22 protein-coding genes are annotated in these 22,141 nt (G+C 62.1%); 14 read left to right on the forward strand and 8 right to left on the reverse strand.

Going from position 1 to position 22,141, the window contains the following annotated elements; translation table 11 throughout:
• The first annotated feature begins 19 nt into the window (after nt 1-19).
• From pstC to pstB, 3 genes are read left to right on the forward strand one after another with little or no spacing between them, the layout of a single operon-like run.
• Complete coding sequence (pstC, locus tag ABEH28_RS01735; protein WP_192172406.1) at nt 20-1,015, forward strand: phosphate ABC transporter permease subunit PstC; 996 nt, start codon at nt 20-22, stop codon at nt 1,013-1,015.
• Nucleotides 1,012-1,890: a phosphate ABC transporter permease PstA gene (pstA, locus tag ABEH28_RS01740; RefSeq protein ID WP_192172407.1), complete on the forward strand. Its 879-nt coding sequence runs from the start codon at nt 1,012-1,014 to the stop codon at nt 1,888-1,890. The genes pstC and pstA overlap by 4 nt, the downstream gene beginning before the upstream one ends.
• Entirely contained in the window at nt 1,890-2,669 is a 780-nt protein-coding gene (gene pstB, locus ABEH28_RS01745; RefSeq protein ID WP_122623165.1) for a phosphate ABC transporter ATP-binding protein PstB, read from the forward strand. Before pstA ends, pstB begins: the two co-directional genes overlap by 1 nt.
• Nucleotides 2,670-2,814: 145 nt before the next feature.
• On the opposite strand, the gene ABEH28_RS01750 is transcribed toward pstB, so the two are convergent.
• Entirely contained in the window at nt 2,815-3,738 is a 924-nt protein-coding gene (locus tag ABEH28_RS01750) for a LysR family transcriptional regulator (RefSeq protein ID WP_192172408.1), read from the reverse strand.
• Nucleotides 3,739-4,087: 349 nt separating this feature from the next.
• On the opposite strand from ABEH28_RS01750, the gene ABEH28_RS01755 reads away from it, so the two are divergent.
• The 3 genes from ABEH28_RS01755 to ABEH28_RS01765 are packed head-to-tail and all read left to right on the forward strand — an operon-like array spanning nt 4,088 to nt 6,966.
• A complete protein-coding gene (locus ABEH28_RS01755; protein ID WP_192172409.1) occupies nt 4,088-4,888 on the forward strand; it encodes a glucose 1-dehydrogenase in 801 nt (266 codons plus the stop codon).
• Entirely contained in the window at nt 4,881-6,731 is a 1,851-nt protein-coding gene (locus tag ABEH28_RS01760; RefSeq protein ID WP_346628908.1) for a glycoside hydrolase family 15 protein, read from the forward strand. Before ABEH28_RS01755 ends, ABEH28_RS01760 begins: the two co-directional genes overlap by 8 nt.
• Nucleotides 6,732-6,756: 25 nt before the next feature.
• Nucleotides 6,757-6,966 carry a DUF2945 domain-containing protein gene (locus tag ABEH28_RS01765; RefSeq protein WP_172612667.1) on the forward strand — a complete coding sequence of 70 codons (210 nt, stop codon included), beginning with the start codon at nt 6,757-6,759 and terminating at the stop codon, nt 6,964-6,966.
• Nucleotides 6,967-7,057: 91 nt separating this feature from the next.
• Here the strand turns inward: ABEH28_RS01765 and ABEH28_RS01770 are convergent, their stop codons facing one another.
• From ABEH28_RS01770 to ABEH28_RS01780, 3 genes are all read right to left on the reverse strand, one after another.
• A complete protein-coding gene (locus tag ABEH28_RS01770; RefSeq protein WP_346628909.1) occupies nt 7,058-8,119 on the reverse strand; it encodes an SDR family oxidoreductase in 1,062 nt (353 codons plus the stop codon).
• A 136-nt stretch (nt 8,120-8,255) separates the two neighbouring features.
• The gene (locus tag ABEH28_RS01775) at nt 8,256-8,738 is read right to left on the reverse strand and encodes a DUF2938 family protein (RefSeq protein ID WP_346628910.1); all 483 of its coding nucleotides are present in this window, start codon (nt 8,736-8,738) and stop codon (nt 8,256-8,258) included.
• Between the two features lie 236 nt (nt 8,739-8,974).
• Nucleotides 8,975-9,328 (reverse strand): hypothetical protein, encoded by a 354-nt coding sequence (locus ABEH28_RS01780; protein ID WP_346628911.1) that lies wholly within the window; start codon nt 9,326-9,328, stop codon nt 8,975-8,977.
• 290 nt (nt 9,329-9,618) lie between these two features.
• On the opposite strand from ABEH28_RS01780, the gene ABEH28_RS01785 reads away from it, so the two are divergent.
• Nucleotides 9,619-10,758, forward strand: coding sequence for a sensor histidine kinase (locus tag ABEH28_RS01785; RefSeq protein WP_346628912.1), 1,140 nt, complete (start codon nt 9,619-9,621; stop codon nt 10,756-10,758).
• A 366-nt stretch (nt 10,759-11,124) separates the two neighbouring features.
• Here the strand turns inward: ABEH28_RS01785 and ABEH28_RS01790 are convergent, their stop codons facing one another.
• Both ABEH28_RS01790 and ABEH28_RS01795 read right to left on the reverse strand, forming a co-directional pair.
• Nucleotides 11,125-11,649, reverse strand: coding sequence for a GNAT family N-acetyltransferase (locus ABEH28_RS01790; protein ID WP_346628913.1), 525 nt, complete (start codon nt 11,647-11,649; stop codon nt 11,125-11,127).
• Between the two features lie 24 nt (nt 11,650-11,673).
• On the reverse strand, nt 11,674-12,852 hold the full coding sequence (locus ABEH28_RS01795; protein ID WP_346628914.1) for a GGDEF domain-containing protein: 1,179 nt from the start codon (nt 12,850-12,852) through the stop codon (nt 11,674-11,676).
• Between the two features lie 253 nt (nt 12,853-13,105).
• On the opposite strand from ABEH28_RS01795, the gene ABEH28_RS01800 reads away from it, so the two are divergent.
• Both ABEH28_RS01800 and greB read left to right on the forward strand, forming a co-directional pair.
• Nucleotides 13,106-14,089, forward strand: a complete 984-nt coding sequence (locus ABEH28_RS01800; protein WP_346629182.1) for a GlxA family transcriptional regulator — start codon at nt 13,106-13,108, stop codon at nt 14,087-14,089.
• Nucleotides 14,090-14,191: 102 nt separating this feature from the next.
• Complete coding sequence (gene greB, locus ABEH28_RS01805) at nt 14,192-14,665, forward strand: transcription elongation factor GreB (protein WP_172613149.1); 474 nt, start codon at nt 14,192-14,194, stop codon at nt 14,663-14,665.
• Nucleotides 14,666-14,727: 62 nt separating this feature from the next.
• Here the strand turns inward: greB and ABEH28_RS01810 are convergent, their stop codons facing one another.
• Together ABEH28_RS01810 and ABEH28_RS01815 are read right to left on the reverse strand one after the other, a co-directional pair.
• Entirely contained in the window at nt 14,728-17,241 is a 2,514-nt protein-coding gene (locus tag ABEH28_RS01810) for an ABC transporter permease (RefSeq protein WP_346628915.1), read from the reverse strand.
• Entirely contained in the window at nt 17,241-17,924 is a 684-nt protein-coding gene (locus ABEH28_RS01815) for an ABC transporter ATP-binding protein (protein WP_192172418.1), read from the reverse strand. Before ABEH28_RS01815 ends, ABEH28_RS01810 begins: the two co-directional genes overlap by 1 nt.
• 10 nt (nt 17,925-17,934) lie before the next feature.
• On the opposite strand from ABEH28_RS01815, the gene ABEH28_RS01820 reads away from it, so the two are divergent.
• From ABEH28_RS01820 to ABEH28_RS01840, 5 genes are all read left to right on the forward strand, one after another.
• Nucleotides 17,935-18,540: an arylesterase gene (locus ABEH28_RS01820; RefSeq protein WP_346628916.1), complete on the forward strand. Its 606-nt coding sequence runs from the start codon at nt 17,935-17,937 to the stop codon at nt 18,538-18,540.
• A 209-nt stretch (nt 18,541-18,749) separates the two neighbouring features.
• Nucleotides 18,750-20,060 (forward strand): hypothetical protein, encoded by a 1,311-nt coding sequence (locus tag ABEH28_RS01825; protein WP_346628917.1) that lies wholly within the window; start codon nt 18,750-18,752, stop codon nt 20,058-20,060.
• Nucleotides 20,061-20,225: 165 nt separating this feature from the next.
• A complete protein-coding gene (locus tag ABEH28_RS01830; protein WP_346628918.1) occupies nt 20,226-20,684 on the forward strand; it encodes a DUF393 domain-containing protein in 459 nt (152 codons plus the stop codon).
• Nucleotides 20,685-20,755: 71 nt separating this feature from the next.
• Complete coding sequence (locus ABEH28_RS01835; protein WP_192172422.1) at nt 20,756-21,052, forward strand: hypothetical protein; 297 nt, start codon at nt 20,756-20,758, stop codon at nt 21,050-21,052.
• 83 nt (nt 21,053-21,135) lie between these two features.
• Nucleotides 21,136-22,104 carry a L,D-transpeptidase family protein gene (locus ABEH28_RS01840; RefSeq protein ID WP_192172423.1) on the forward strand — a complete coding sequence of 323 codons (969 nt, stop codon included), beginning with the start codon at nt 21,136-21,138 and terminating at the stop codon, nt 22,102-22,104.
• Nucleotides 22,105-22,141 lie beyond the last annotated feature (37 nt).

Genomic DNA, 22,141 nt, shown 5'->3' on the forward strand with positions numbered 1-22,141 from the left:
CCTTGCGAGTGGACCTACCATGAATGAGAACACCCAATACATGTCCGCTGTGATTCCGGATGCACTATCCGAGAGCGAAAAACGCGCGGCCCGCGATCACCGACACGACGCCTGGTTTCGGCGCACGATGCTGGGAGCGGCTCTGTTGGTGCTGCTGTTGCTGGCGAGTATCGCCGGCTCGACACTCTGGGGCGGTGCCCTGGCGTTCAAGACCTTTGGCTTCGAATTTCTTACCAGTACCGAATGGGATGTGGTCAACGGCAAGTTCGGCGCGCTGGTGCCGATCTACGGCACGCTGGTCACCTCCTTTCTCGCGCTGCTGATCGCCGTTCCGGTGAGCTTCGGCATCGCGGTTTTTCTGACTGAAGTCGCACCGCCCTGGTTGCGCATGCCCATCGCTTCGGCGGTGGAACTGCTCGCGGGCATTCCTTCGATCATCTATGGCATGTGGGGCCTGTTCGTGTTCGGGCCGTTCATGGCGCAATACATGGCCCCGTGGATCAACGACAACCTCGGCGCGCTGCCGCTGATCGGCCCGGTGTTCCAGGGCCCGCCACTGGGCATCGGCATGCTCACCGCCGGCATCGTGCTGGCGATCATGATTATCCCGTTCATCACCTCGGTCATGACCGAAGTGTTCCGCAGCGTGCCCATCGCGTTGAAAGAGTCGGCTTACGCACTGGGCGGCACGACCTGGGAAGTGGTCTGGGACATCGTCCTGCCTTACACCCGCTCTGCGGTGGTCGGCGGTGTGTTCTTGGGCCTGGGCCGTGCGCTTGGTGAAACCATGGCGGTGACCTTCGTGTTGGGCAACGCCCACCAGTTTTCCGCGTCGCTGATGATGCCGAGCAGCTCGATTGCTTCGGTGATTGCCAACGAATTCAGCGAGGCCTACACCGACCTGCACCGTTCTGCGCTGATCGCCCTGGGCTTCCTGCTGTTCGTCGTTACCTTCATCGTGCTGGCGATCGCCCGTCTGATGCTCTCTCGTCTGTCGCGCAAGGAGGGTCTATGAGTAAGGCCGATAACGAAAACCTGTACCGCGCCCGCGCGATCAAGAACAGGATCGCGATGGTCCTGAGCTGCGCCGCGACGGCCTTCGGCCTGTTGTGGCTGGTGTGGATTCTGCTGACCACGATCGTCAACGGGTTCGAAGCGCTGAACCTGCGGCTGTTCACCGAGATGACCCCGCCACCGGGCTCATCGGGCGGTCTGGCCAACGCCTTTTACGGCAGCATCCTGATGTCAGGGATCGGTCTGCTGATCGGCACGCCGATTGGTTTGATGGCCGGTATCTGGCTGGCAGAATTTGCACGCAACACCAAGCTGGGCAATGCGGTGCGCTTCATCAACGACATTCTGCTGTCGGCGCCGTCGATCGTGCTCGGTCTGTTCGTGTACACCGCGGTGATCCTGCCCCTCAGCGCCGTGACCAACCATCAGGTCGGTTTCTCGGCCATCGCCGGCGCTCTGGCCTTGGCACTGCTGGTGATCCCGGTGGTGGTGCGGACTACCGACGAAATGCTCCAGCTGCAACCCTCGACCATGCGCGAAGCCGCGCTGGCGCTGGGGGTGCCGCAATGGAAGCTGACGCTGCAGATTGTCCTGCGTGCGGCCAAGGCCGGCGTCGTGACCGGCATCCTGCTGGCGCTGGCGCGCATCACCGGCGAAACCGCGCCGCTGCTGTTCACCGCCTTTGGTAACCAGTTCTGGAGCAGTGACCTGCTCAAACCGATCGCAAGCGTGCCTGTGGTGATTTTCCAGTACGCGATGAGTCCGTTCGATGACTGGCATTCCCTGGCCTGGGCCGGCGCTTTGATTATGACCATGTTTGTACTGGTACTGAGCCTCAGTTCCCGTCTTCTCCTTTTGCGCAATAGGGCGTCCTGATGAACAACCTTTCCCTCGCCGACGAAAAAACCAAAATCCAGGTACGCGGTCTCGATTTCTACTACGGCGCTCAGCGTTCGCTGAAGTCGGTCGACATGATCATCCCCGAGAAGCGCATCACCGCGATCATCGGCCCGTCTGGCTGCGGCAAGTCCACGCTGCTGCGCGTGTTCAACCGCATTTACTCGATGTACCCGAAACAGGAAGCCAAAGGCGAAGTGATGCTCAACGGGGAGAATATACTCGCCCCGGGTTACTCGATGAACCGCCTGCGCAGCAACGTCGGCATGGTGTTCCAGAAGCCGGTGCCGTTCCCGATGTCGATCTACGACAACATCGCCTACGCGGTGCGTCACCATGAAAAACTCTCCCGTCGCGAGATGGAAGAGCGCGTCGAGCAGGCCCTGCGCGGCGCGGCGTTGTGGGATGAAGTCAAAGACAAGCTCAAGCAGAGCGCCCAGAGCCTGTCCGGTGGTCAGCAACAGCGTCTGTGCATCGCCCGCACCATCGCGCTGCGTCCGCAAGTGCTGCTGCTGGATGAGCCGACTTCAGCCCTCGACCCGATCTCCACCGGTCGCATCGAGCAACTGATCACAGAGCTCAAAGAGCAGTTCACCGTGATCATCGTCACCCACAACATGCAACAGGCCGCGCGCTGCTCGGACTACACCGCGTTCATGTTCATGGGCGAACTGATCGAACACGGCGACACCGACACCATCTTCACCAAGCCGTCCAAGACCCAGACCGAGGATTACATCACCGGTCGTTTTGGCTGAGTGGAAATATCGCTGGCGCTGCAGGAGGTCTTAGTAGGACTGGCTTTAGCCGGGAACGCATCAGGGGCTACACCGCAAATTTGATGGCGTCCAAACCGGCCTCTTCCCGGCTGAAGCCGGTCCTACTATGGGAAAGCGTCGAGCATTACGGCGCGGCGCTCGAAGCGCCGGCATCCCCCATGAACGCCTCAAGCCGCTTGCGCAGCCAGCGTTCGGCGGGGTCGGTGTCCATGACGCTGAGCCAGACCATCGACAGCTCCAGATTCGGCGTCACGAACGGCAGCGGTTCGCCGCGCAGACCGGTTCGGGCCATGGCCCGGGTCAGGTGATCCGGCAAATTGCACAGCAGATCCGTCCCCTCCATCAACGCCGGCAACGTGCTGTATTGCGGCACCGACAGCACGGCGGTGCGCTTGCGCCCGATCGCGGCGAGCCACTCATCCGCAAAGCTCGAAATGTTCGCCACGTGGGAAACCACGACGTGGGGCCGGGTGCAGTATTCATCCAGGGTGATCGGCTCAGGCGACGAATCGGCCCGCACCACCATCGGCTGCACGCTGCGCAGCAGTTTCCGCTTGGCATTGGCCGGCAGTTCACGGGTCAGGCAGACGCCGACGGTGATGTCGCCGGACATGAGCAGCTCCGAGACATTCCAGAAATTGACCTGCTTGATCACCAGCACGATGCCCGGCGCTTCCTCGCGAATCGCGCGCAGCATCGGCGGTAGCAGGCTGTATTCGACGTCATCGGACAGCCCGATGCGGAAGGTCATGTCACTGCTGGCGGGGTCGAATTCCCGCGTGAGGCTCAGGGCGACGGACATGGCGTCCAGCGCCGGCGACAGGTGACTGATGATCTCGTTGGCCCGCGCGGTGGGTTCCATGCGGTGACCGACGCGAATGAACAGCGGATCGTTGAACAGCGCACGCAGGCGGTTGAGGGCGGCACTGATGGTGGGTTGGCCGAGGAACAGCTTCTCGGCGGCGCGGGTCACGTTACGCTCTTGCATCAAGGTCTCGAACACCACCATCAGGTTGATGTCGGCCTTGCGCAGCTCATTGCGATTCATACATCGTCCCCGTTACCCGACATTCGTCACCCTTCTGTAGAGGTCTGCGACAGATGGACGCAGTTTATGGAGCGCGGTCGTTCGCCGTCCAGCCTTCTTGGCTGAAGCCAGTCCTGTTGGATATACGCATGCTTTTGGTGGGACCGACTGGACCGCGAATTGTAGGACCGGCTTCAGCCGGGAAGAGGCCAGTTCGGGCGCCCTCGATTTTGCGGTGTGACCACTCAAACCTTGCCTGCCAACGCCACCGCACGCAGCGTTTTTGCCATTGGGGCGAACCTTTCCCGATGAACTTCAGCAGAACCCCATGAGTCAGCATTAAAACGCTCACCATGAGGCTCTACATTCCATGCAGATTTCCTTGAAAGGCCAGGTCGCCCTCGTCACCGGCGCCAGTTCCGGACTGGGTGCCGGCGCGGCGAAAGGGCTGGCGGCGTCCGGCGCGGCAGTGGTCGTCAACTACCATTCGCAGCCCGAACCTGCGCAGAAGCTCGCGCAAGAAATCATCGACGCCGGCGGCCAGGCCATCGCCATTGGCGCCGACGTCTCCAACGAGCAGGACGTGGAAAGGCTGTTCGCCGAGACCCTGAAGGCGTTCGGCCGTCTGGACATCCTCGTCGCCAATTCCGGGCTGCAGAAGGATGCGGCCTTCGCCGACATCACCCTCGAGGACTGGAACACCGTCATCAACGTCAACCTGACGGGTCAGTTTCTCTGCGCGCGCGCTGCAGTGCGGCAGTTCGCCAAACAGGACATCCGCCCAGAGGTGTCTCGCGCCCTGGGCAAGATCATCCACATGAGCTCGGTGCATCAGGTCATACCCTGGGCCGGCCACGTCAACTACGCCGCGTCGAAAGGCGGCGTCGATCTGTTGATGCGCAGCATTGCCCAAGAGGTCGGCGAGCAGCGCATCCGCGTCAACAGCATCGCGCCGGGGGCGATTCGCACCGCCATCAACACCAAGGCCACCAGCGGCGACGCCGAGAAGAAACTCCTGGAGCTGATCCCCTACGGTCGGGTGGGCGAGGCCGATGATGTGGCGAACGCCATCGTCTGGCTGGCCTCGGATGCGTCCGACTATGTGCATGGCACGACGCTATTCATCGACGGCGGCATGAGCCTCTACCCGGAGTTCCGCAACAATGGCTGAACACACCCCGAACCCCGATGAGCAGACCCAGCAAGAACCGCAGAACGCTATCGAAAACCACGGAATCATTGGCGACATGCGCAGTGCGGCGCTGGTCGCCGACACCGGCAGCATCGACTTCTGCTGCTGGCCCGACTTCGACAGCCCGAGCATCTTCACCGCGCTGCTGGACACCCCTGACGCTGGGATTTTCCAGTTGGCGCCGATCCTGCCGGACGCCCGTCGCCAGCAGCTGTACCTGCCCGAAACCAACGTGCTGATGACGCGCTGGATCGGCCAGGACGCCGTCGTCGAAGTCACAGATCTGATGCCCATCGCATCGGAAGTCGACAACCTACCGCGCCTTATCCGCCGCATCCATGTCCGTCACGGCCAAACGGCGGTGCGCATGCTCTGCCGGGTGCGCCACGATTACAGCCGCGCTGACACCACCGCGCAGATGGACGGCGACGACATCCGTTTCGAGGCTGAGGGTCAGCCGGCCATGCGTTTGGCGGCGACCACCGCATTAACGCTTGAAGGCCAGGCCGCGGTGGCCGAGTTCGAGATGAAGCAGGGAGATGTGGTCGAGTTCATGCTCGGCGGCGTCGATGATCCGCTGGTCAAGGCCACCAACTGCGACTGCGATTTGAAAAACACCGTCAATTACTGGCAGCACTGGAGCCGGCATTCCAATTACCGCGGCCGCTGGCGTGAAGTGGTCAATCGCTCGGCCCTGGCACTCAAGCTGCTCACCTCGCGCAAGCACGGCGGCATTGTCGCTGCGGCGACCTTCGGCCTGCCGGAAGAAGAGGGCGGCGAGCGCAATTGGGACTACCGCTACACGTGGATCCGCGATGCCTCCTTCACCGTCTACGCCTTCATGCGCCTGGGTTACACCGAAGAAGCCAATGCCTTCATGCACTGGGTCCGTGAGCGCATGGGCGACTGCTGCGAAGACGCCAACAAGCTCGGCATTCTCTATGCGCTGGACGGTCGCGAAGAATTGCCCGAAGAAGAACTGGATCACCTCAGCGGCTACGGCGGCGCGTCTCCGGTCCGCATCGGTAACGAGGCCTACAAGCAGACGCAGCTGGACATCTACGGCGAGCTGCTCGACGCGGTGTACCTGGCCAACAAATACGGCGAGGCCATTTCCCACGAAGGCTGGAAGCACGTCACGCGGCTGGTCAATGAGCTGTGCGAAACGTGGAACAGCAAGGACGTCGGGATCTGGGAAATGCGCGGCGACGATCAGCATTTCCTGCATTCGCGGCTGATGTGCTGGGTCGCGCTGGACCGGGCGCTGCGGCTGTCGCTGAAACGTTCGCTGCCGGCGCCGTTCGAGCGCTGGGACAGGGAGCGTCAGGCCATTCATGACGACATCTGGGAAAATTTCTGGGACGCCGATCTGGGTCATTTCGTCCAGCACAAGGGCAGCAAGAACCTCGATGCGTCGATGTTGCTGATGCCACTGGTGCGTTTCGTCGGCGCCAGTGATCCGAAGTGGCTAAAGACCCTGGACGCCATCGAACGCACCCTGGTGCGCGACGGCATGGTCTTCCGCTATCGCAACGACGATGACCATCAGGACGGCCTTGAAGGTGAGGAAGGCGCGTTCGTGGCCTGTTCGTTCTGGTACGTCGAGTGCCTGGCCCGCGCCGGGCGTGTGGAGCAGGCGCATCTGGAGTTCGAGCAATTGCTGCGCTATGCCAACCCGCTGGGGCTGTACGCCGAGGAGTTCGACGCCCACGGCCACCACCTGGGCAACACGCCGCAAGCCCTCAGCCATCTGGCGCTGATCAGTGCGGCGAGTTTTCTGGATCGCAAACTCGAAGGCAGCCAGACCCTCTGGCAGCCCTGACTTCCAGGATCAAAGGAGAAAATCGATGGCTCATGCATTCAAGGTCGGTGATCACGTGCGCTGGAATTCCGAAGCCGGGCACATCGTCGGCAAAGTGACGAAGGTGCACACCAAGGAGGTCGAGTTCATGGGCCGCCATCGCCATGCCTCGCCCGACGCGCCGCAGTACGAGGTCAAGAGCGACAAGACCGGTCACCTGGCGATGCACAAAGAGGACGCGCTGGAAAAGGCTTGAGTCCCGCGTCTTCGATAACAGATGGCCCGGATACAACAACGCAGCGATGACCGAAATCATCGCTGCGTTTTTTTGTGGCCGGTTCAGCAGATCAAGGAATCAGGCGCTGGGCCCGCAACGTGTCGAACACGTCGAAAAAGGCCTGGTCGCTGGCCTGAAATTCCTTGAAGCCCAAGGCCCGGCTTTTCGACATGTCGGTCACCACTTCGATGGGACGACCGAGATCAGCATCTGTGTGCCACGGCGAGATCAGGCGACTGATGTCGGCTTCTTTCAAACCGTGGGCGCGCACGAGCTCGTCCCACGCCCCTTGATCGTTGGCCATCTGCTCTTCCAGCGGGGACACCTTCTCCGGGAATGCAGCAGGGTGCACACCGAAGTACTCGGCGATCTGGCCCCACATCCACTTCCAGCGGAACACGTCGCCGTTGGTGATGTTGAACGCCTGATCCGCCGCCGCAGGGGTCGTCGCTGCCCACAGCTGCTGTTTGGCCAGTTGCCGCGCGTCGGTCATGTCGGTGAGGCTGTCCCACTGCACGCGGGAGCCGGGGAACACGAACGGGCGGCCGGTGGCTTTGCAGATCGACGCGTACACCGCGAGGGTAGTCGCCATGTTCATCGCGTTGCCCACTGCGACGCCGGTAACGGTGTGCGGACGGTGCACGCTCCAGGTGAAGCCGTCGCGTTCGGCGGCGGCAAACACTTCATCTTCCTGGGCGTAATAGAAATTCTCGATGTCCAGCCGCCCTTGGGACTCACGGAACGGCGTCTGCGGCAGGGTGCCTTTGCCGTAGGCTTCGAACGGGCCGAGGTAATGCTTCAGGCCGGTGACCAGCGCGACGTGCTTGACGCTCTTCGCCGGGCTCAACGCGTCCAGCACGTTACGCACCATGGCGGCGTTGACGCGGATGTTTTCAGCTTCCGTGGCTTGACGCGACCAAGTCGTGAGGAAGACGTGGGTCGGCTTGAGGTCCGCGAGGGCCTGCTGTACCGATGCGGGGTCTTGCAGGTCTGCCGCGACGGGGATCACGCCAGGCGTCTGGGAGGGACGGCGGGAGAGGGCGGCCACCTGCCAACCGTTATCGAGCAACAGTTGAGTGGTTGCGCTGCCGACGATGCCGCTGGCGCCGACGACCAAGGCCGTTTGGGTCATGGGGATCTCCTGTTTGATCGGGTTGAACGAGCTTCATAACGATGCAGCTCTCAGGTTTCAGAACGGCATCGCTGCCCATAGGTTCAGCTCGATTGGCCGGGTGCGACCACACACCGCGCCGACGCCCTCCGTTAACTCATCCGACCAGCAGCGCCGCACCATACATGCCGATAGCGAAGACCACATGGCCGACCACATTCTGCAACCGCGCTACGTTCGGCTTCGGCGCCTTGTTGCACGCCACGCCGACACCCATGCCGGGCTGCAGGATGAACCAGCCGGCGCCGACGGTGACCAGCCCGACGATCAACGCTGGCAGAAAGGTCGGCGCGTGGGCCCACTGCACGCCCCAGATAAACAGCAGCGCCGCAGCGAACAGCACGCCGACGGTGTAATGCATGAACCAGCCAATTGCCAGCTCGTTCGGAACGGGAGGGGAATTGCCAATGCCATTGCGGTGCACGAACTGCCCCTTGGGCATCCCGGCGAACCAGCGACCGACGAGGTGCCAGGGCGGGGTCGGCAAACCCAGCAGCGCCTTGAGCAGCAGCGCCCAGAGATCCAGCAGCGCGGTGCCGCCGATGCCGATGAGAATTGCCAGGTAGATGAATTCGAACATGTCCGTCCCTGCGTGCTGTCAGTGATCGATGGGCGAGTGATGGCCGGACACGTTAGCAGTTTTGTCACAAAAAGCGGCGGTGCAGACAAGGCAGGTTCCACTGAATGAACGCGGCGCTTTCTTGTAGGACCGGCTTCAGCCGGGAAGAGGCCTGCATGAACACCGCGAGATTTGCGGTGTGACACCCGACGCCTTCCCGGCTAAAGCCGGTCCCACATTACCGTCCGCTTGAGCACTTACCAGCGGTCATTGCCACGACCGTGGTCAAACCCCCGGCGGTAGCCACCGTCGTAGTAACCGTGGGGCGGTGGTGGCGCGAAACGGCGATATTCGACCCGCTCACGCACCGGCACATAGACAACCTGCTGGTACTGCGGCTGATAACGCGGCGCGTAGCGTGGTTCCGGGCGGTAATCCTGATAGCGATCGTGACGGTCGTTGTTCGACTGACTGATCACCGCGGCCAGTACGGCACCGACGGCGGCTCCGGCGATGACAGGCACAATCACGTTGCGTTCGCTGGCGGACGCCGTGCCGGCGCCAACGAGCAGACCGGACAGGATCAGGGCTTGGGTCATCTTGGAAATCATGGTGTCTCCTTTGGCGAAAGAGTGGGTTCGCCATGGACGTATGAAACACCGGATCCGTGTAAACCCACGTCTAGGATCGGTAAAGGTTGGGTAAACCCGGATGTGCTCAATCGGCGCAGCAGTGCACGACCGGCGATCGGTTAACAGCCTGCGACGATGTAATGTTCGGCCATCCGAGAGGTCACTTGTGCAGTCCAATGGATTGCGACGGCCTTGTCCTCCTCGTGTCACGCTTTCCCCTGCCACCTCAGGCACCTCTTTTTGACATCGTTGCCACTGGAACACAGCCCATGCGCCTGGCCGACTTCATCCTGCAGAACATCGAACCCATCCTGCAAAAGTGGGAAGCCTTCGCCAGGACCATGACGCCCGCCGCCAATGGCATGGACTCCGCCGAACTTCGCGACCACGCCGAACAGATGCTCCGCACGATCGCCGCTGACCTCCAGACCTCACAGACCGATGAGGCGCGGGTATCCAAGTCGAAAGGCGAAGCGCCCGATTCCGATAACGTCACGTCGGCCGAGACCCATGCTGAAGTCCGTCATTCGTCCGGCTTCACCATCGGTCAGATGATCGCCGAGTACCGGGCCTTGCGCACCAGTGTGCTGATGCTGTGGATGCCGCCCAAGGAAGTGAACCGGGCAGACGAGATTGCCGACATTCTGCGCTTCAACGAAGCCATCGATCAGGCCCTGGCCGAGTCCGTCGTGACCTACACCGATAATGTCGATGCTGCGCGCAACGTCTTCCTCGGCATCCTCGGTCACGATTTGCGCAGCCCGCTGGGGGCGATTTCCCTCAGCGCCGAAGTGCTGCTGCGTGCAGGCGACCTGCCACCCAAGGCAACCAAAAACGTGTCGCGCATCTACACCAGTGTCAAGCGTTCGACCAAGATCGTCGGTGATCTGCTGGACTTTACCCGGACGCAACTGGGCTCGGGAATTCCGGTCCGAGTGGCGCGGGATGATTTTTTCCAGGCCTGCGAAGCCATGGTGGAAGAGGCCAGGGCCTACCATCCGGATCGTGAGATCGACATGCGCGGCGACACCCGAGTCGTCGCGCAATTTGATCGGTCACGGATGGAACAGGTCATGTCCAACCTGATAGGCAACGCGATCAAGCATGGCAACCCCCTGACTCCGGTCACCGTCACGCTGATGGCGGGTGCCAAAACGGTGTCCCTCTCGGTGCACAACGAGGGCCCGCCCATCGAGGACAGCGTGAAAGCAACACTCTTCAACCCGATGGTGCGCAATTTTCAGGACGGAAAAGTGGAATACGGCGCGGCCGCAGGTCTTGACTTGGGGCTGTATATCGCAGCGGCGATCGTCGACGCCCATAACGGCAGCATCAAGGTCGACTCCGCAGCCGACCGCGGCACCACCTTCACCGTGTCCTTGCCGTTGATCGGTGACGCAGGCGACTGAAACGCGCAGATCTCGGGGCACAAATGCTGCAATCGATACACAGGGCAACGACCGCCGATCAGCCGGCGGTCAGGCTCGGGAAACCTCGAGCAACAAGTTGAATCAACTGGTTACGTAGGTGAGGTTAGGGGAAGTATATGGGGACCGACGATCTAGTCCGGTGGAACAGCCACTGGCGGTTAACCGACCACACAGTGTTGTGCAGGACCTGCAAAGCCAGGCAAAGCGAAGCCGAACGAGAAGCGACCTTCGTGCATCTGCCCACCTGCGGCTATGCCCGAGAGGCCGCCCATCCCTGGGATGAGCTCGACGCGAGCTGCGGAATGCTGCAGACCTCCCATTGAATCGGACCCTGTCGCCGATCGCTTACTGCGATGGCTCGGCCACGGCGCTGAACATCAGGCTCGGGGCCTGACCGGGTACGTCATCGAGCTCGCCGCAACGGTGCATGCCGATTTTCTCCAGCACCCGAATCGACGCCGCGTGGGTCGGCCGGACGTAACCGTAGACCTCTTCCAGCTTCAAGCTTGAAAACCCGAAGTCCAGCGCCGCTCTGCCCATCTCCGTGGCAAACCCCTGTCCCCACGACTCAACGGCGAACCGATAGCCCAGATTGACCCTTTGCACGCCCAAAAAATCATGAAACCCGATGCCGCCGAAGCCGATGATGTGTTCGGGGGCCTCCTTGTGCGCAATCGCCCACCAGCCAAAACCGTGGGTCTGCCAGTGCTCGATCCAGCCCTGAAGCATGGCTGCTGCCTGGGCCTCGTGGGTCATCGGCCCGGAAGGGTTGAACAGCTGGGTCTGCGGGTCGCTGTAGATGGCGAACAGGCGGGCGAGATCATCAGGTTCCGGGGCGCGGTAGATCAGATGAGCGCTGCTCATGGCCATGGCAAGTGATCCTCAGGTTAGCCTTCAGAGTATTTGCAGCGGATCGCTGCTGCTGACGTCCTGATCTACCAGTTGAATGCGGTTGCGTCCACCGCGTTTGGATTCATATAGGGCGGCATCGCTGCGTTCGATCAATTCAGCCAGGCTGGACGGCGGTTGGCTGAACAGGCTGGCACCGATGCTCAACGTAACGGGCTGGGGGGTGGAAAAGGTTGCCGACGCGGTCGCGTGAAAGGCCTCGCGCAGCGTGCTCCCCACGGCCAGCAAATGCTCGCTGGAGGTGTCATTGAGCAACACCACGAATTCATCACCGCCCAGGCGCGCGGCGAGCGAACCGGTGGGCAAGGCCCCACGGATAATTTCACTGAGCGCGACCAGCAGCCGGTCGCCGGCGCTGTGGCCATAAAGGTCGTTGACCAGTTTGAAATTGTCGATGTCCATCAGCAGCAGCGCCCCCGGCCGCGCCTGCGAAACGTTATCCAGCAGACGCTGCCCGCGCACTTCCAGCGCGCGGCGGTTGTACAGGGCCGTCAGCGGATCCCGCGCCGCCAGCCGGGCGATGCGTTTTTCCCGGCGATGACGCTCCGAGCCGGTCATCGACAGGGCGATCAGCATCACCGCCATCGTCCCTTCGACCAGCGAAATCTGGATGATCTCGCCCCGAAAGGCGGCCAGATCGATCAGCGTGCCAGGCACCACCGCCGTGACCGCCTTGGAAAAATAGAACACGCCGTGGGCCAGCAGCACATAGCGCAACTGCACCGCGCCGACGCTCAGGGACTTGCCGTGAGGCCGCAGCAACCCGCTGGCCTTGACCATCAGCAGAGAGATCAACAGCGAGTTGGCTGCCAGCATCACCTTCGACCACCACGGCTGGTCGGGCAGCAGCAACAGCCCGATCCACAGGACGAAGATCAGGTACCAGGCCCGCGACACCCGGGTCTCGGTAAACCGCGCAACGCCCAGCAGGAACAGCCAGTGGGCGGTGACCAGCAAGCCGTTGGCGAACCAGATGCCAATCAACAGAATGCCGCTGCTGCGCAGTAATGCAAGGGTCGAGCCCACTGAAATAACGGCAAACCCCGCGCTCCAGAACAGCAGCGACGGCTCCCGCACCGTCCGCCACTCCACGGCCAGGTACAGCGCGGCGGCCGCAGCGAGGGCGATGGTCATCGTCAGCAGGGTGATCGGGTCGAGCGCCATAAGCAGCCTGATGGGTAAGGGTTGCGGTGTCGTCGCGAGTCGAAGCGCCGGGAGGCTTTCATTCGCTGGCTGTTGTGTATCGGCCACCCCGACAAAACTTTAACGCCGGCGCCGTTCCGCTAGAATGGCGCGGACCCGGTCCTGCCGCCGTTATTCCAGGTCTTTGTTGGCTACGAACGGCTGCAACCATCGGTACCAGGCAGGACGCACAAGCGAGGCGGCAGTGATCGAGCGGCGAGAATTCAGCGGAGGCATGAAGGGCAAGAACCTTCGCTACGTGGATGAAAACAGGCGAAGCCCCTCGGCCCAGACCCGAACCGGCTTCCTGCTGCTCGAACACTTTTCGTTGCCGGCTTTCACCCAGGCCCTGGACACGTTCGTCACCGCCAACCTGCTGCGCCCCGATCTGTTCACGTCGAGGACATTTGGCTTGCACGAGGGCGAAGTGGTCAGTGATCTGGGGCTGGTGATCCGGCCCGACACGCGGTTCGACGCGTCGGCGCTTAAGGCGCTGGACCTGCTGGTGATCTGTGGCGGTTATCGCACCGAGCTCAAGGCCGACGAGCCGCTGGTGCACCTGCTGACCACCGCCGCCGAACAGGGCATCACCCTCGCGGGGCTGTGGAATGGCGCCTGGTTCCTCGGCGCAGCGGGTTTGCTCGACGGCTACCGGTGCGCCATTCATCCCGAGCACCGCGCCGCCCTGGCGGAGATCTGCAAAGTCAGCGAAGTCACCAGCGAAGCTTTTGTCATCGACCGCGATCGTCTCACTGCCGCAAGTCCCGCCGGGGCCTTCCACATGGCGCTGGAATGGATCAAGACGCTGCACGACAAGGCGCTGATCGAAGGCATCGAGGACATTCTGTCCTTCGAGGAGTCGCGCTATCGGCGGATCAAGCCGAGCCGGCACATGACGGTCAGCGCGCCGCTCAAGGAAGTAGTCAAGCTGATGGACGCCAACCTTGAGGAACCCCTGGAACTGGAGCAACTGGCGGTGTACGCCGGACGTTCGCGGCGACAGATCGAGCGGCTGTTCCAGGAACAACTGGGCACCACCCCGCAGCGCTACTACCTGGAACTGCGCATCACCGAGGCCCGACGCCTGCTGCAGCACACTGAGCTGACCCAGGTGGAAGTGCTGGTGGCCTGCGGGTTCGTCTCGCCGAGCCATTTCAGCAAATGCTACAGCGCGTACTTCGGCTATCGGCCTTCCAAAGAAAAGCGTCTGGTCAAATGAGCGCTGCCTTGATTTGCCCCTCGGCCAGCCCAACCCTGTAGGCTTCGTCCTCAACAGAACAAACGTACCCAGCCCGGGGCAGAGACAGCGTGAATGAGTGAGATCAGCACCAAAATAATCACCGTCGAGGGCCATGCCGCCCTGAAGAAGGAGCTCGATTACCTCTGGCGCGAGCACCGGCCTGATATCACGCAGAAAGTGGCGTGGGCCGCTTCCCTGGGGGATCGCAGCGAGAACGCCGACTATCAATACAACAAAAAGCTGCTGCGCGAGATCGACCGGCGAGTGCGCTACCTGCGCAAGCGTCTGGAAGACATGCGCGTGGTCGCCTATTCGCCGGAGCAGGAAGGCCGGGTGTTCTTCGGCGCGTGGGTCGAAGTCGAGGACGAGGAGGGTGAGAGCAAGCGTTTCCGCGTCGTCGGTTATGACGAGATCTACGGACGCATGGACTACATCTCCATCGATTCGCCCATGGCCCGGGCCCTGCTGAAGAAAGAAGTCGGTGACGAAGTCTCGGTGCCGGTTCCGTCCGGCAGCAAGCAATGGTGGATCACCAAGATCGAATACCTGAAATAGCAGGGGCTTTGCGCGGGTTGACGGTGGGCAGCGCAGTGCCGCCCACCGTCAGGCCCCCACCTTTAGCCCTCGCGCAGCACTTGCAGGGGACTGGCGTTCAGCGCCCGCCGCGTGCCGAACACGCCCGCGCCGCCCACCAGCAAGGCGCCGATCAGCGGCAGCACCAGCAGCCAGATGTGGGGGTGCCACTGGAGGTTGAAGGCGTAGCGGTACAGCGCAAAGCTCACCAGCTCGCACCCAATTGCCGCCAGCACACCGCTCGCCGCGCCGAGCAGACCGAACTCGATTCGCCGGGCCTTGGTCAGCAACGCACGATTGGCGCCCAACGCCCGCAGCAGCGCCCCCTGTCGAATCCGCTCATCCAGGGTCGCCTGCAAGCCGGAGAACAACACCGCCATCCCCGCCCCGAGCACGAACAGCAGCACGTACTGCACCGCCATCGTCACCTGATCAAGGATGCTGCGCAGCTGCTCCAGCAACGCTTCCACCTGCAGGATCGTCACCGCCGGGAAGGCCCGGGACAGCTCGACGATCTGCTGATCATTGCCGGGCGCCAGATAGAAACTGGTCAGGTACGTGGCCGGCACGTCCTTGAGGGTGCCGGGCTGGAAGATCATGAAGAAGTTGGGCTGAAAGGTGTCCCAGTTGATGTCGCGCAGGCTGGTGATTTTGACCTCGCGGGTCAGCCCGCCGATCACGAAACCGAGGGTGTCGCCCAGCTTCATGTTCAGGCTGCTGGCCAGTTTGGTTTCCACCGACACGCCGGGAACCACGCCGTCGGCAGGCGGCTGATCGCTCGCCCACCACTGGCCCGCGGTGATGCTGTTGCCTTCCGGCAGCGTCGCCGCCCACGTCAGGTTGAGGTCGCGCTGGGTGGCATTCTCCCCTCGGGAGTCCTTGGTGACGAACTTGCTCACCGGCTCGCCGTTGATGGTCATCAGACGCCCCGGAATCATCGGGTACAGCGGCGCGCTGTGGGTCGACAGGCGGCCCATGCGTTCCGCGAAGTTGTCTTTGTCGTTGGGCAGGATGTTCAGCGCGAAGTAGTTCGGCGCATCCTTGGGCAGCTGGTTCTGCCAAGTGTCGAGCAGCTCGCCGCGCAGCAGCGCAATCAGCCCCATGGACAGCAGAATCAGACCGAACGCCAGGGACTGGCCGGCTGCGGCCATGGGGTGGCGCAACAGCTGACCCAGGCCCAGACGCCACGGCAGCGAGGCCCCGGCGAGCAAACGGCGCAGGCTTTTCAGGGCCAGCAGCAACACGCCGCCGAGTATCAGCGCCGCGATCAGACCGCCGCCGAGCAGGGCGAAGGTCAGCACCAGGTCCAGACTCAGGCGCCACATGATCAGGCCCAGTGCGAACAATGCCGCGCCGTAGACCAGCCAGGTGCTGGCCGGGATGGGCAGCATATCCCGACGCAATACCCGCAGCGGTGGCACGCGACCCAAAGCCGCCAGGGGCGGCAGTGCGAAGCCGGCGAGGGCGACCAGTCCGGTGCCGATTCCGGCGACTGCGGGCAGCCAGCCTCCGGGCGGGACGGCAGCGGGCAGCAGGTTTTCCAGCAAATGAAACAGCCCGAGTTGGGCGAACCAGCCGAGCAAAGCGCCCGCCACGCTGGCCACGACGCCGAGCATGGCCAGCTGCAAACCAAACAGCACCAGCGCTTCATTGCGCGACAGACCCAGGCAACGCAGCAACGCACTGGCGTCAAAGCGGCGCACCGCGAAACGCGCCGCCGACAAGGCCACGGCCACGCCGGCCAGTAGCACGGCGACCAGACTGGCCATGTTCAGGTAACGCTCGGCCTTGCCCAGTGCGCCGCCAATCTGCTGGTTGCCATCGCGGGCGTCGTCGATCTTCTGATTCGGCGCCAGCCCGGGTTCGATCGCTTTGCGGTACGCGGCGAGGTCCTGGGGCGCGCCGCGCCACAATTCCCGGTAACTGACGCGGCTGCCGGGCTGCACGACCTTGGTGGCTTCAAGGTCGGCCATGTTGATCATCACCCGGGGCGTCAGGCTGTAGAAGTTGCCGGCGCGGTCGGGTTCGTAGGTCAGCACGCGGGTCAGCTTCAAGGTCTTGGAGCCGACGTCGATGCTGTCGCCGACCTTCAGGTTCAGCGCCACCAGAATCCGCGCTTCCGCCCAGGCTTCGCCGGGTTGCGGCTCACCGCCCACGGTTTCGGCTTCATAGGGGGCAGGGGCGCTTTTCAGCTCGCCGCGCAACGGGTACGCCGCGTCCACGGCCTTGACGCTCGCCAGCTGAATGCCGTTATCGGTGGCAACCACGCTGGAGAAAATCACGATCTGCGAATGATCCAGCTTCAGCGCCTTGCCGGCGTCGATCTGTGCAGGCGTCGCCGGTGCGGAGCCGCCGAGAATGAGGTCAGCACCGAGAAACTCCGTCGCTCGCAGCAGCATGGCGCTGTTGAGGCGTGCGCCGAAATATCCGATGGCCGTGCTGGCGGCAACCGCCACCACCAGGGCGAAGAACAGCACGCGCAGCTCGCCGGCGCGGGCATCGCGCATGAGCTGGCGCGCCGCGAGGCTGAGCAGACGGGAAAAAGGCAGGCGTGCCATCAAGGCTCCATGGGGGCGACCAGTCGGCCACCCTCGAGACGGATCAGGCGCCGGCAACGGTGGGCCAGACGCTCATCGTGGGTGACCAGCACCAGGGTGGTGTTGCGTTCCTGGTTCAGCTCGAACAGCAGATCGCTAATGCGCTCGCCGGTGTGGCTGTCCAGGTTGCCGGTGGGCTCATCGGCGAACAACACGTCCGGGTCGGCGGCAAACGCACGGGCGATGGCGACACGTTGCTGCTCGCCGCCCGACAGTTGCCGTGGCGTGTGGGTCAAACGCTGACCCAGGCCGACGCGTTCCAGCAGATGGCGGGCCTGATCACGGGCGTCTTTGCGGCCTTCCAGCTCCATCGGCAGCATGACGTTTTCCAGCGCGTTCAGGCTGTCGAGCAACTGGAAGGACTGGAACACGAAGCCCACGTGTTCGGCGCGAACCCGAGCGCGCTGGTCTTCGTCCAGGTCGCTGAGATTGCGCCCTGACAGGACGACGGAACCGGCGCTGGGCAGGTCGAGGCCGGCCAGCAGACCGAGGAGGGTGGATTTGCCCGAGCCCGACGCGCCGACGATGGCCAGCGTGTCGCCCTTGTTTAGTTCCAGGGAGAGTTCGTGCAGGATGGTCAAGTCACCTTCGGTGCTTGGGACCACTTTGCTGAGGTTCCGAGCACTGAGAATACTTTCGCTCATGGAGAATCCGATGCGTGCGTGGTTTATAAGTGCTGGCCTGGGTTTGCTGCTGGTATCACAAGGCGCGATGGCAGGCACGGTGCTGATCGTTGGCGATAGTATCAGCGCGGCTTTCGGACTGGATACCCGGTTGGGTTGGGTCAGTCTGCTGGAACAGCGTCTGGCAAAGGAAGGCTTCAAGGAAAAAGTGGTCAATGCGTCGGTCAGCGGCGACACCAGTGCAGGAGGCCAGGCGCGGCTGCCCTCGCTGCTTGCCGAGCACAAACCGGATCTGGTGATCCTCGAACTGGGCGGTAATGACGGCCTGCGCGGGCAGCCGCCGGCGCAATTGCAACAAAACCTTACCGACATGGTTGAGCAGTCCAAAGCGGCGGGGGCCAAGGTGCTCTTGTTGGGCATGAAAATCCCGCCCAACTACGGTGAGCGCTACACCACGGCCTTCGCGGCGGTGTACCCGAAAGTCGCCGAAGCCACAGACGCTGCGCTGGTGCCCTTCATGCTGGAAGGCGTGGGCGGCAGGCCTGACATGACCCAGCAAGACGGCATTCACCCTAACGTCCAGGCTCAGCCTTACCTGCTGGATAACGTGTGGCCGGTGCTTAAGCCACTTCTTTAAATGCAATCTCTGAGGCTTCAGGATGGAGTTCCCTTCTGGTGCATCAGTCGGCTCGTAATGCGGTTTATTACAGCTTTGTCCCACCGTTGTGACAATCAATGCTCTCATCAGCGACGGTGACGCCCATTGTGATGAGCAGTCATGATCACGCTGGGAACCGGGGGACCGCCTTAGACCACCTATATGCTTCCAGGCACCAGGAGGCCCACATGAATCCCATTCGCCCCTATCAAGGTCAGCAACCTGCTTTCCACATTCCTGAAAGCGCGCAGCCGCATGGTTCCAATGCCCCAACCTCAACGCGTTCGTCGAACCACACTTATCCAGCCGACTTGGCGCCTTCCAGAAACCGTTCCGTAGCGATGCCTTCAAAGGTGAAAGTAGGCGGAGATTCCTTTCTGATAGGAACGCTCAGAAGCCGGCTTGATGCTCAGTCAAGAGCCTATTTGCGTACGGCGCTGAATCCAGACGAAAACACGCCTACCACGCAACGTCAGGACGGAATCGTTTCCTATTTGGTGCAGCACGAGACCGAAGAAAACCAGACGCCCGGGCCAGATGTTTTAGCCGTGTCCGTTGACGTGGATCAAAATAAGTACCTTAAATCACTCGTGGCAGCCCGAGTCTCCGATAGAGCAACGGTTCTGGATCTCCGGTTTGATAGCAAGCTCGGCCACTTTGCAGAAAAACTAATCTCAGGATTGAGGTCGAAAACCGCGGATAACGTCCAGGCATCGATGCTGAAAAACGGTCCGAAATGGTATTGGGAACTGGAATCCGGGGAAGACCTGACGCTGAAGAAGCTTTCAGCTGAAAACATCGATGCCCTGAGAAGCGAGGTCAACGCTGCAAGCCTTAAAGATTATGAAAAGGCCTTCATTAAAAGCCTGATTGATGAGCCGCTTTACATCACCCACGCAGCGCCATCTGATGCCGACATAAAACGTCCGGACGGTACGGTTTCGTTATTTTCCAGAAGAAAGCTGGAGGAAAGACAAATAGAATTCAACACTGAAAACACGACGGACCACGATATCGCCATGCTTGCCAACGATGATCACGTGTTTTTTTCACTTGAGGCGGGTGATCAACCTCAGAAAGACAGCAGCCGGTTTGGCGACAAATTGATGAGATTCAAGTTTGATCAGCCCAAGATCCTCAGCCATGCGACTCTGCATCTTGTCGACCCATTGACCGCCGTACCGCCCTCTGTGGGCTCACGCTTTGACGCCATTGAAGACCATATGGACGAAGAAGAGGCCGCGGACGCTATCGATAAACTTGAATCGCGCGCGTTCACCCCTGGCGAAGCGACATTTCATGGCCGGCATATGAAAATAGGGCTCGCCTTGTCCATTATTCAAACCTGTAGAAACAGCATGCCAGACGACATGAGTCGCGAGCTGCTAGAAGGCGAATCTGTTAATCGCGTAATGAATGGATTGTTCCGGCCTACCGTGATGGTCCCACGGCACTTCTTCGACAAACCGGTCGATGAGTCGGACATTTTAATAAATTAAACGGGACTGTCTGGGGACAGACTATGGACCATAGGCGTCTTTCTCGGCCTGGCGTGAGACCTCCAATGGTCTTGTGGCGTGGCCCGTGTTCAGGGTGACGTCTCGTCCATTGTCAGCGGCCCCGTTTGCGCCTATGGTGGCGCAAACCTGTACAGGACCCCAAAGATGTACAAGAAACAGCAGTGGCCACTCACGCTGTACTTCGACGGTGACTGCCCGCTTTGCGCGCGGGAGATCAAGCTCCTGCGTTCTCACGCTTCCGCGCACGCCGACGCCACCGCAACCGCCGCGCAATTGCTGTTCGTCGACATCAGCCAAGAGGGTTTTGACGCCGGTGCACTCGGATTTAGCCGTGAGCAGATGGAGTCGGTATTGCACGCCCGATTCGACGACGGCACCTGGGTCACGGGCCTGGACGCCACCCTCTGGAGCTGGCGCGCAGCCGGTCTTGGCATCTGGGCTGCGCCGCTGTCGTGGCGGCCACTGAGGCCCTTGCTGAACGTCGGTTATCGCTTGTTCTGCCGCTGGCGTCCCCACCTGGCGTGGCTGCCTCATCCCGACGGGAGTCGTCGATGCCGCGACGACCGTTGCGCGGTTTCCCGACCCTCAGACCAAAACCGCTGATTTAAAGGCCTGCAGGCCTTTTCCGGACGGGGGCTTTCGGCTAATGTGGCGCCCCCGCTCTGGAGCCCCCAATGCCGCGCCGTCCTTCCTGGTCCCTTTATGCCTATCAACTGATCGAGCCCGACGAACAGCTCGACCTGTTCGCGTGCCAGGAAATCCTCGTGCATCTGGTCGCTCGCCAGCTCGAGCTGGCAGGCTCCGCCGACCGCACCTTGTGCGGCACCTTGCTGCCCGCCCAGCCGCGCTGGTCGGAAGTCCGGCAGACGGTTTATCAGGATGAGCGACTGTGCCCGCTGTGCCGGGCGATCATAGACGCGCAACGGCGCGGCTGGCACCCGATCTGGCCGGAACTGGAAACCGGCGTCTAAGGGCTCGCGCGCACTCCCCGAATGCGCAGGCGTGCGTGTACAATCGCGCACAATCAAGCCTTCGTTTACCAAGGATTCTCCGGATGTTGTCGCGCATTCCAGCTTTCGCCCGCTGTCTGTCGCTCGCTGCGCTGTGCGCGGCCGGCCCCGTCTCCGCCCTGGAGTTTCCGTTGCCGCCGCCCGGTGAGGACATCATCGGTCAGGTGCAGACCGTCACCGCCAAGTACGAAGACACCTTCGCCGATCTGGCCACCCGCTACGACCTGGGCTATCTGGAAATGATTGCCGCCAATCCGGGCGTCGATGCCTGGCTGCCGGGCGCAGGCACTCAAATAGTGTTGCCGACGCGTTTCATCCTGCCGCCGGGTCCGCGCGAAGGCATCGTCATCAATCTGGCCGAGTACCGTTTGTACTACTACCCGAAAGGTCGGAACGTGGTCTACACCTTCCCGCTGGGTATCGGTCGCGAGGGCTGGGGTTCGCCGGTTTCCACCACCAAGGTCACCGCCAAAACGCCGAACCCGACCTGGACGCCGCCCGCGTCGGTCAAGGCCGAGCACGCCGCCGACGGCGACATCCTGCCCAACGTGGTCCCGGCCGGGCCGGACAACCCGCTGGGCCCTTTCAAATTCGGCCTCGGCTTGCCGGGCTACCTGATCCATGGCTCGAACAAGAAGTTCGGCATCGGCATGCGCACCAGTCACGGCTGCTTCCGCATGTACAACAACAACGTGCTGGAAATGGCGGACATGGTCCCGGTGGGCACCACTGTGCGCATCATGAGCGAGCCCTATAAGTTCGGCGTCAGCGGCGGCAAGGTCTACCTCGAAGCGCACACGCCGCTGGACGAAAGCGGCAAGCCGTCGGTAGTCGACAAGCACACCGCCGTGATCAACGCACTGCTCAAGCGTGAAGACCTGGCCAACAGCCTGCGCATCAATTGGGACGAAGTGCGGGACGTGGTGGCTGCCGAAGACGGCATGCCGGTCGAAATTGCCGTGCCGACCACGCCTGCGCCCGTGGTGGGCGGCGCGCCGATGACGCTGCAGTAACGCTGCGACGCCAAACGCCGGGCAATAAAAAAGCCGA

This window comes from Pseudomonas sp. Ps21-P2 (assembly GCF_039672565.1).
Lineage (GTDB): Bacteria > Pseudomonadota > Gammaproteobacteria > Pseudomonadales > Pseudomonadaceae > Aquipseudomonas.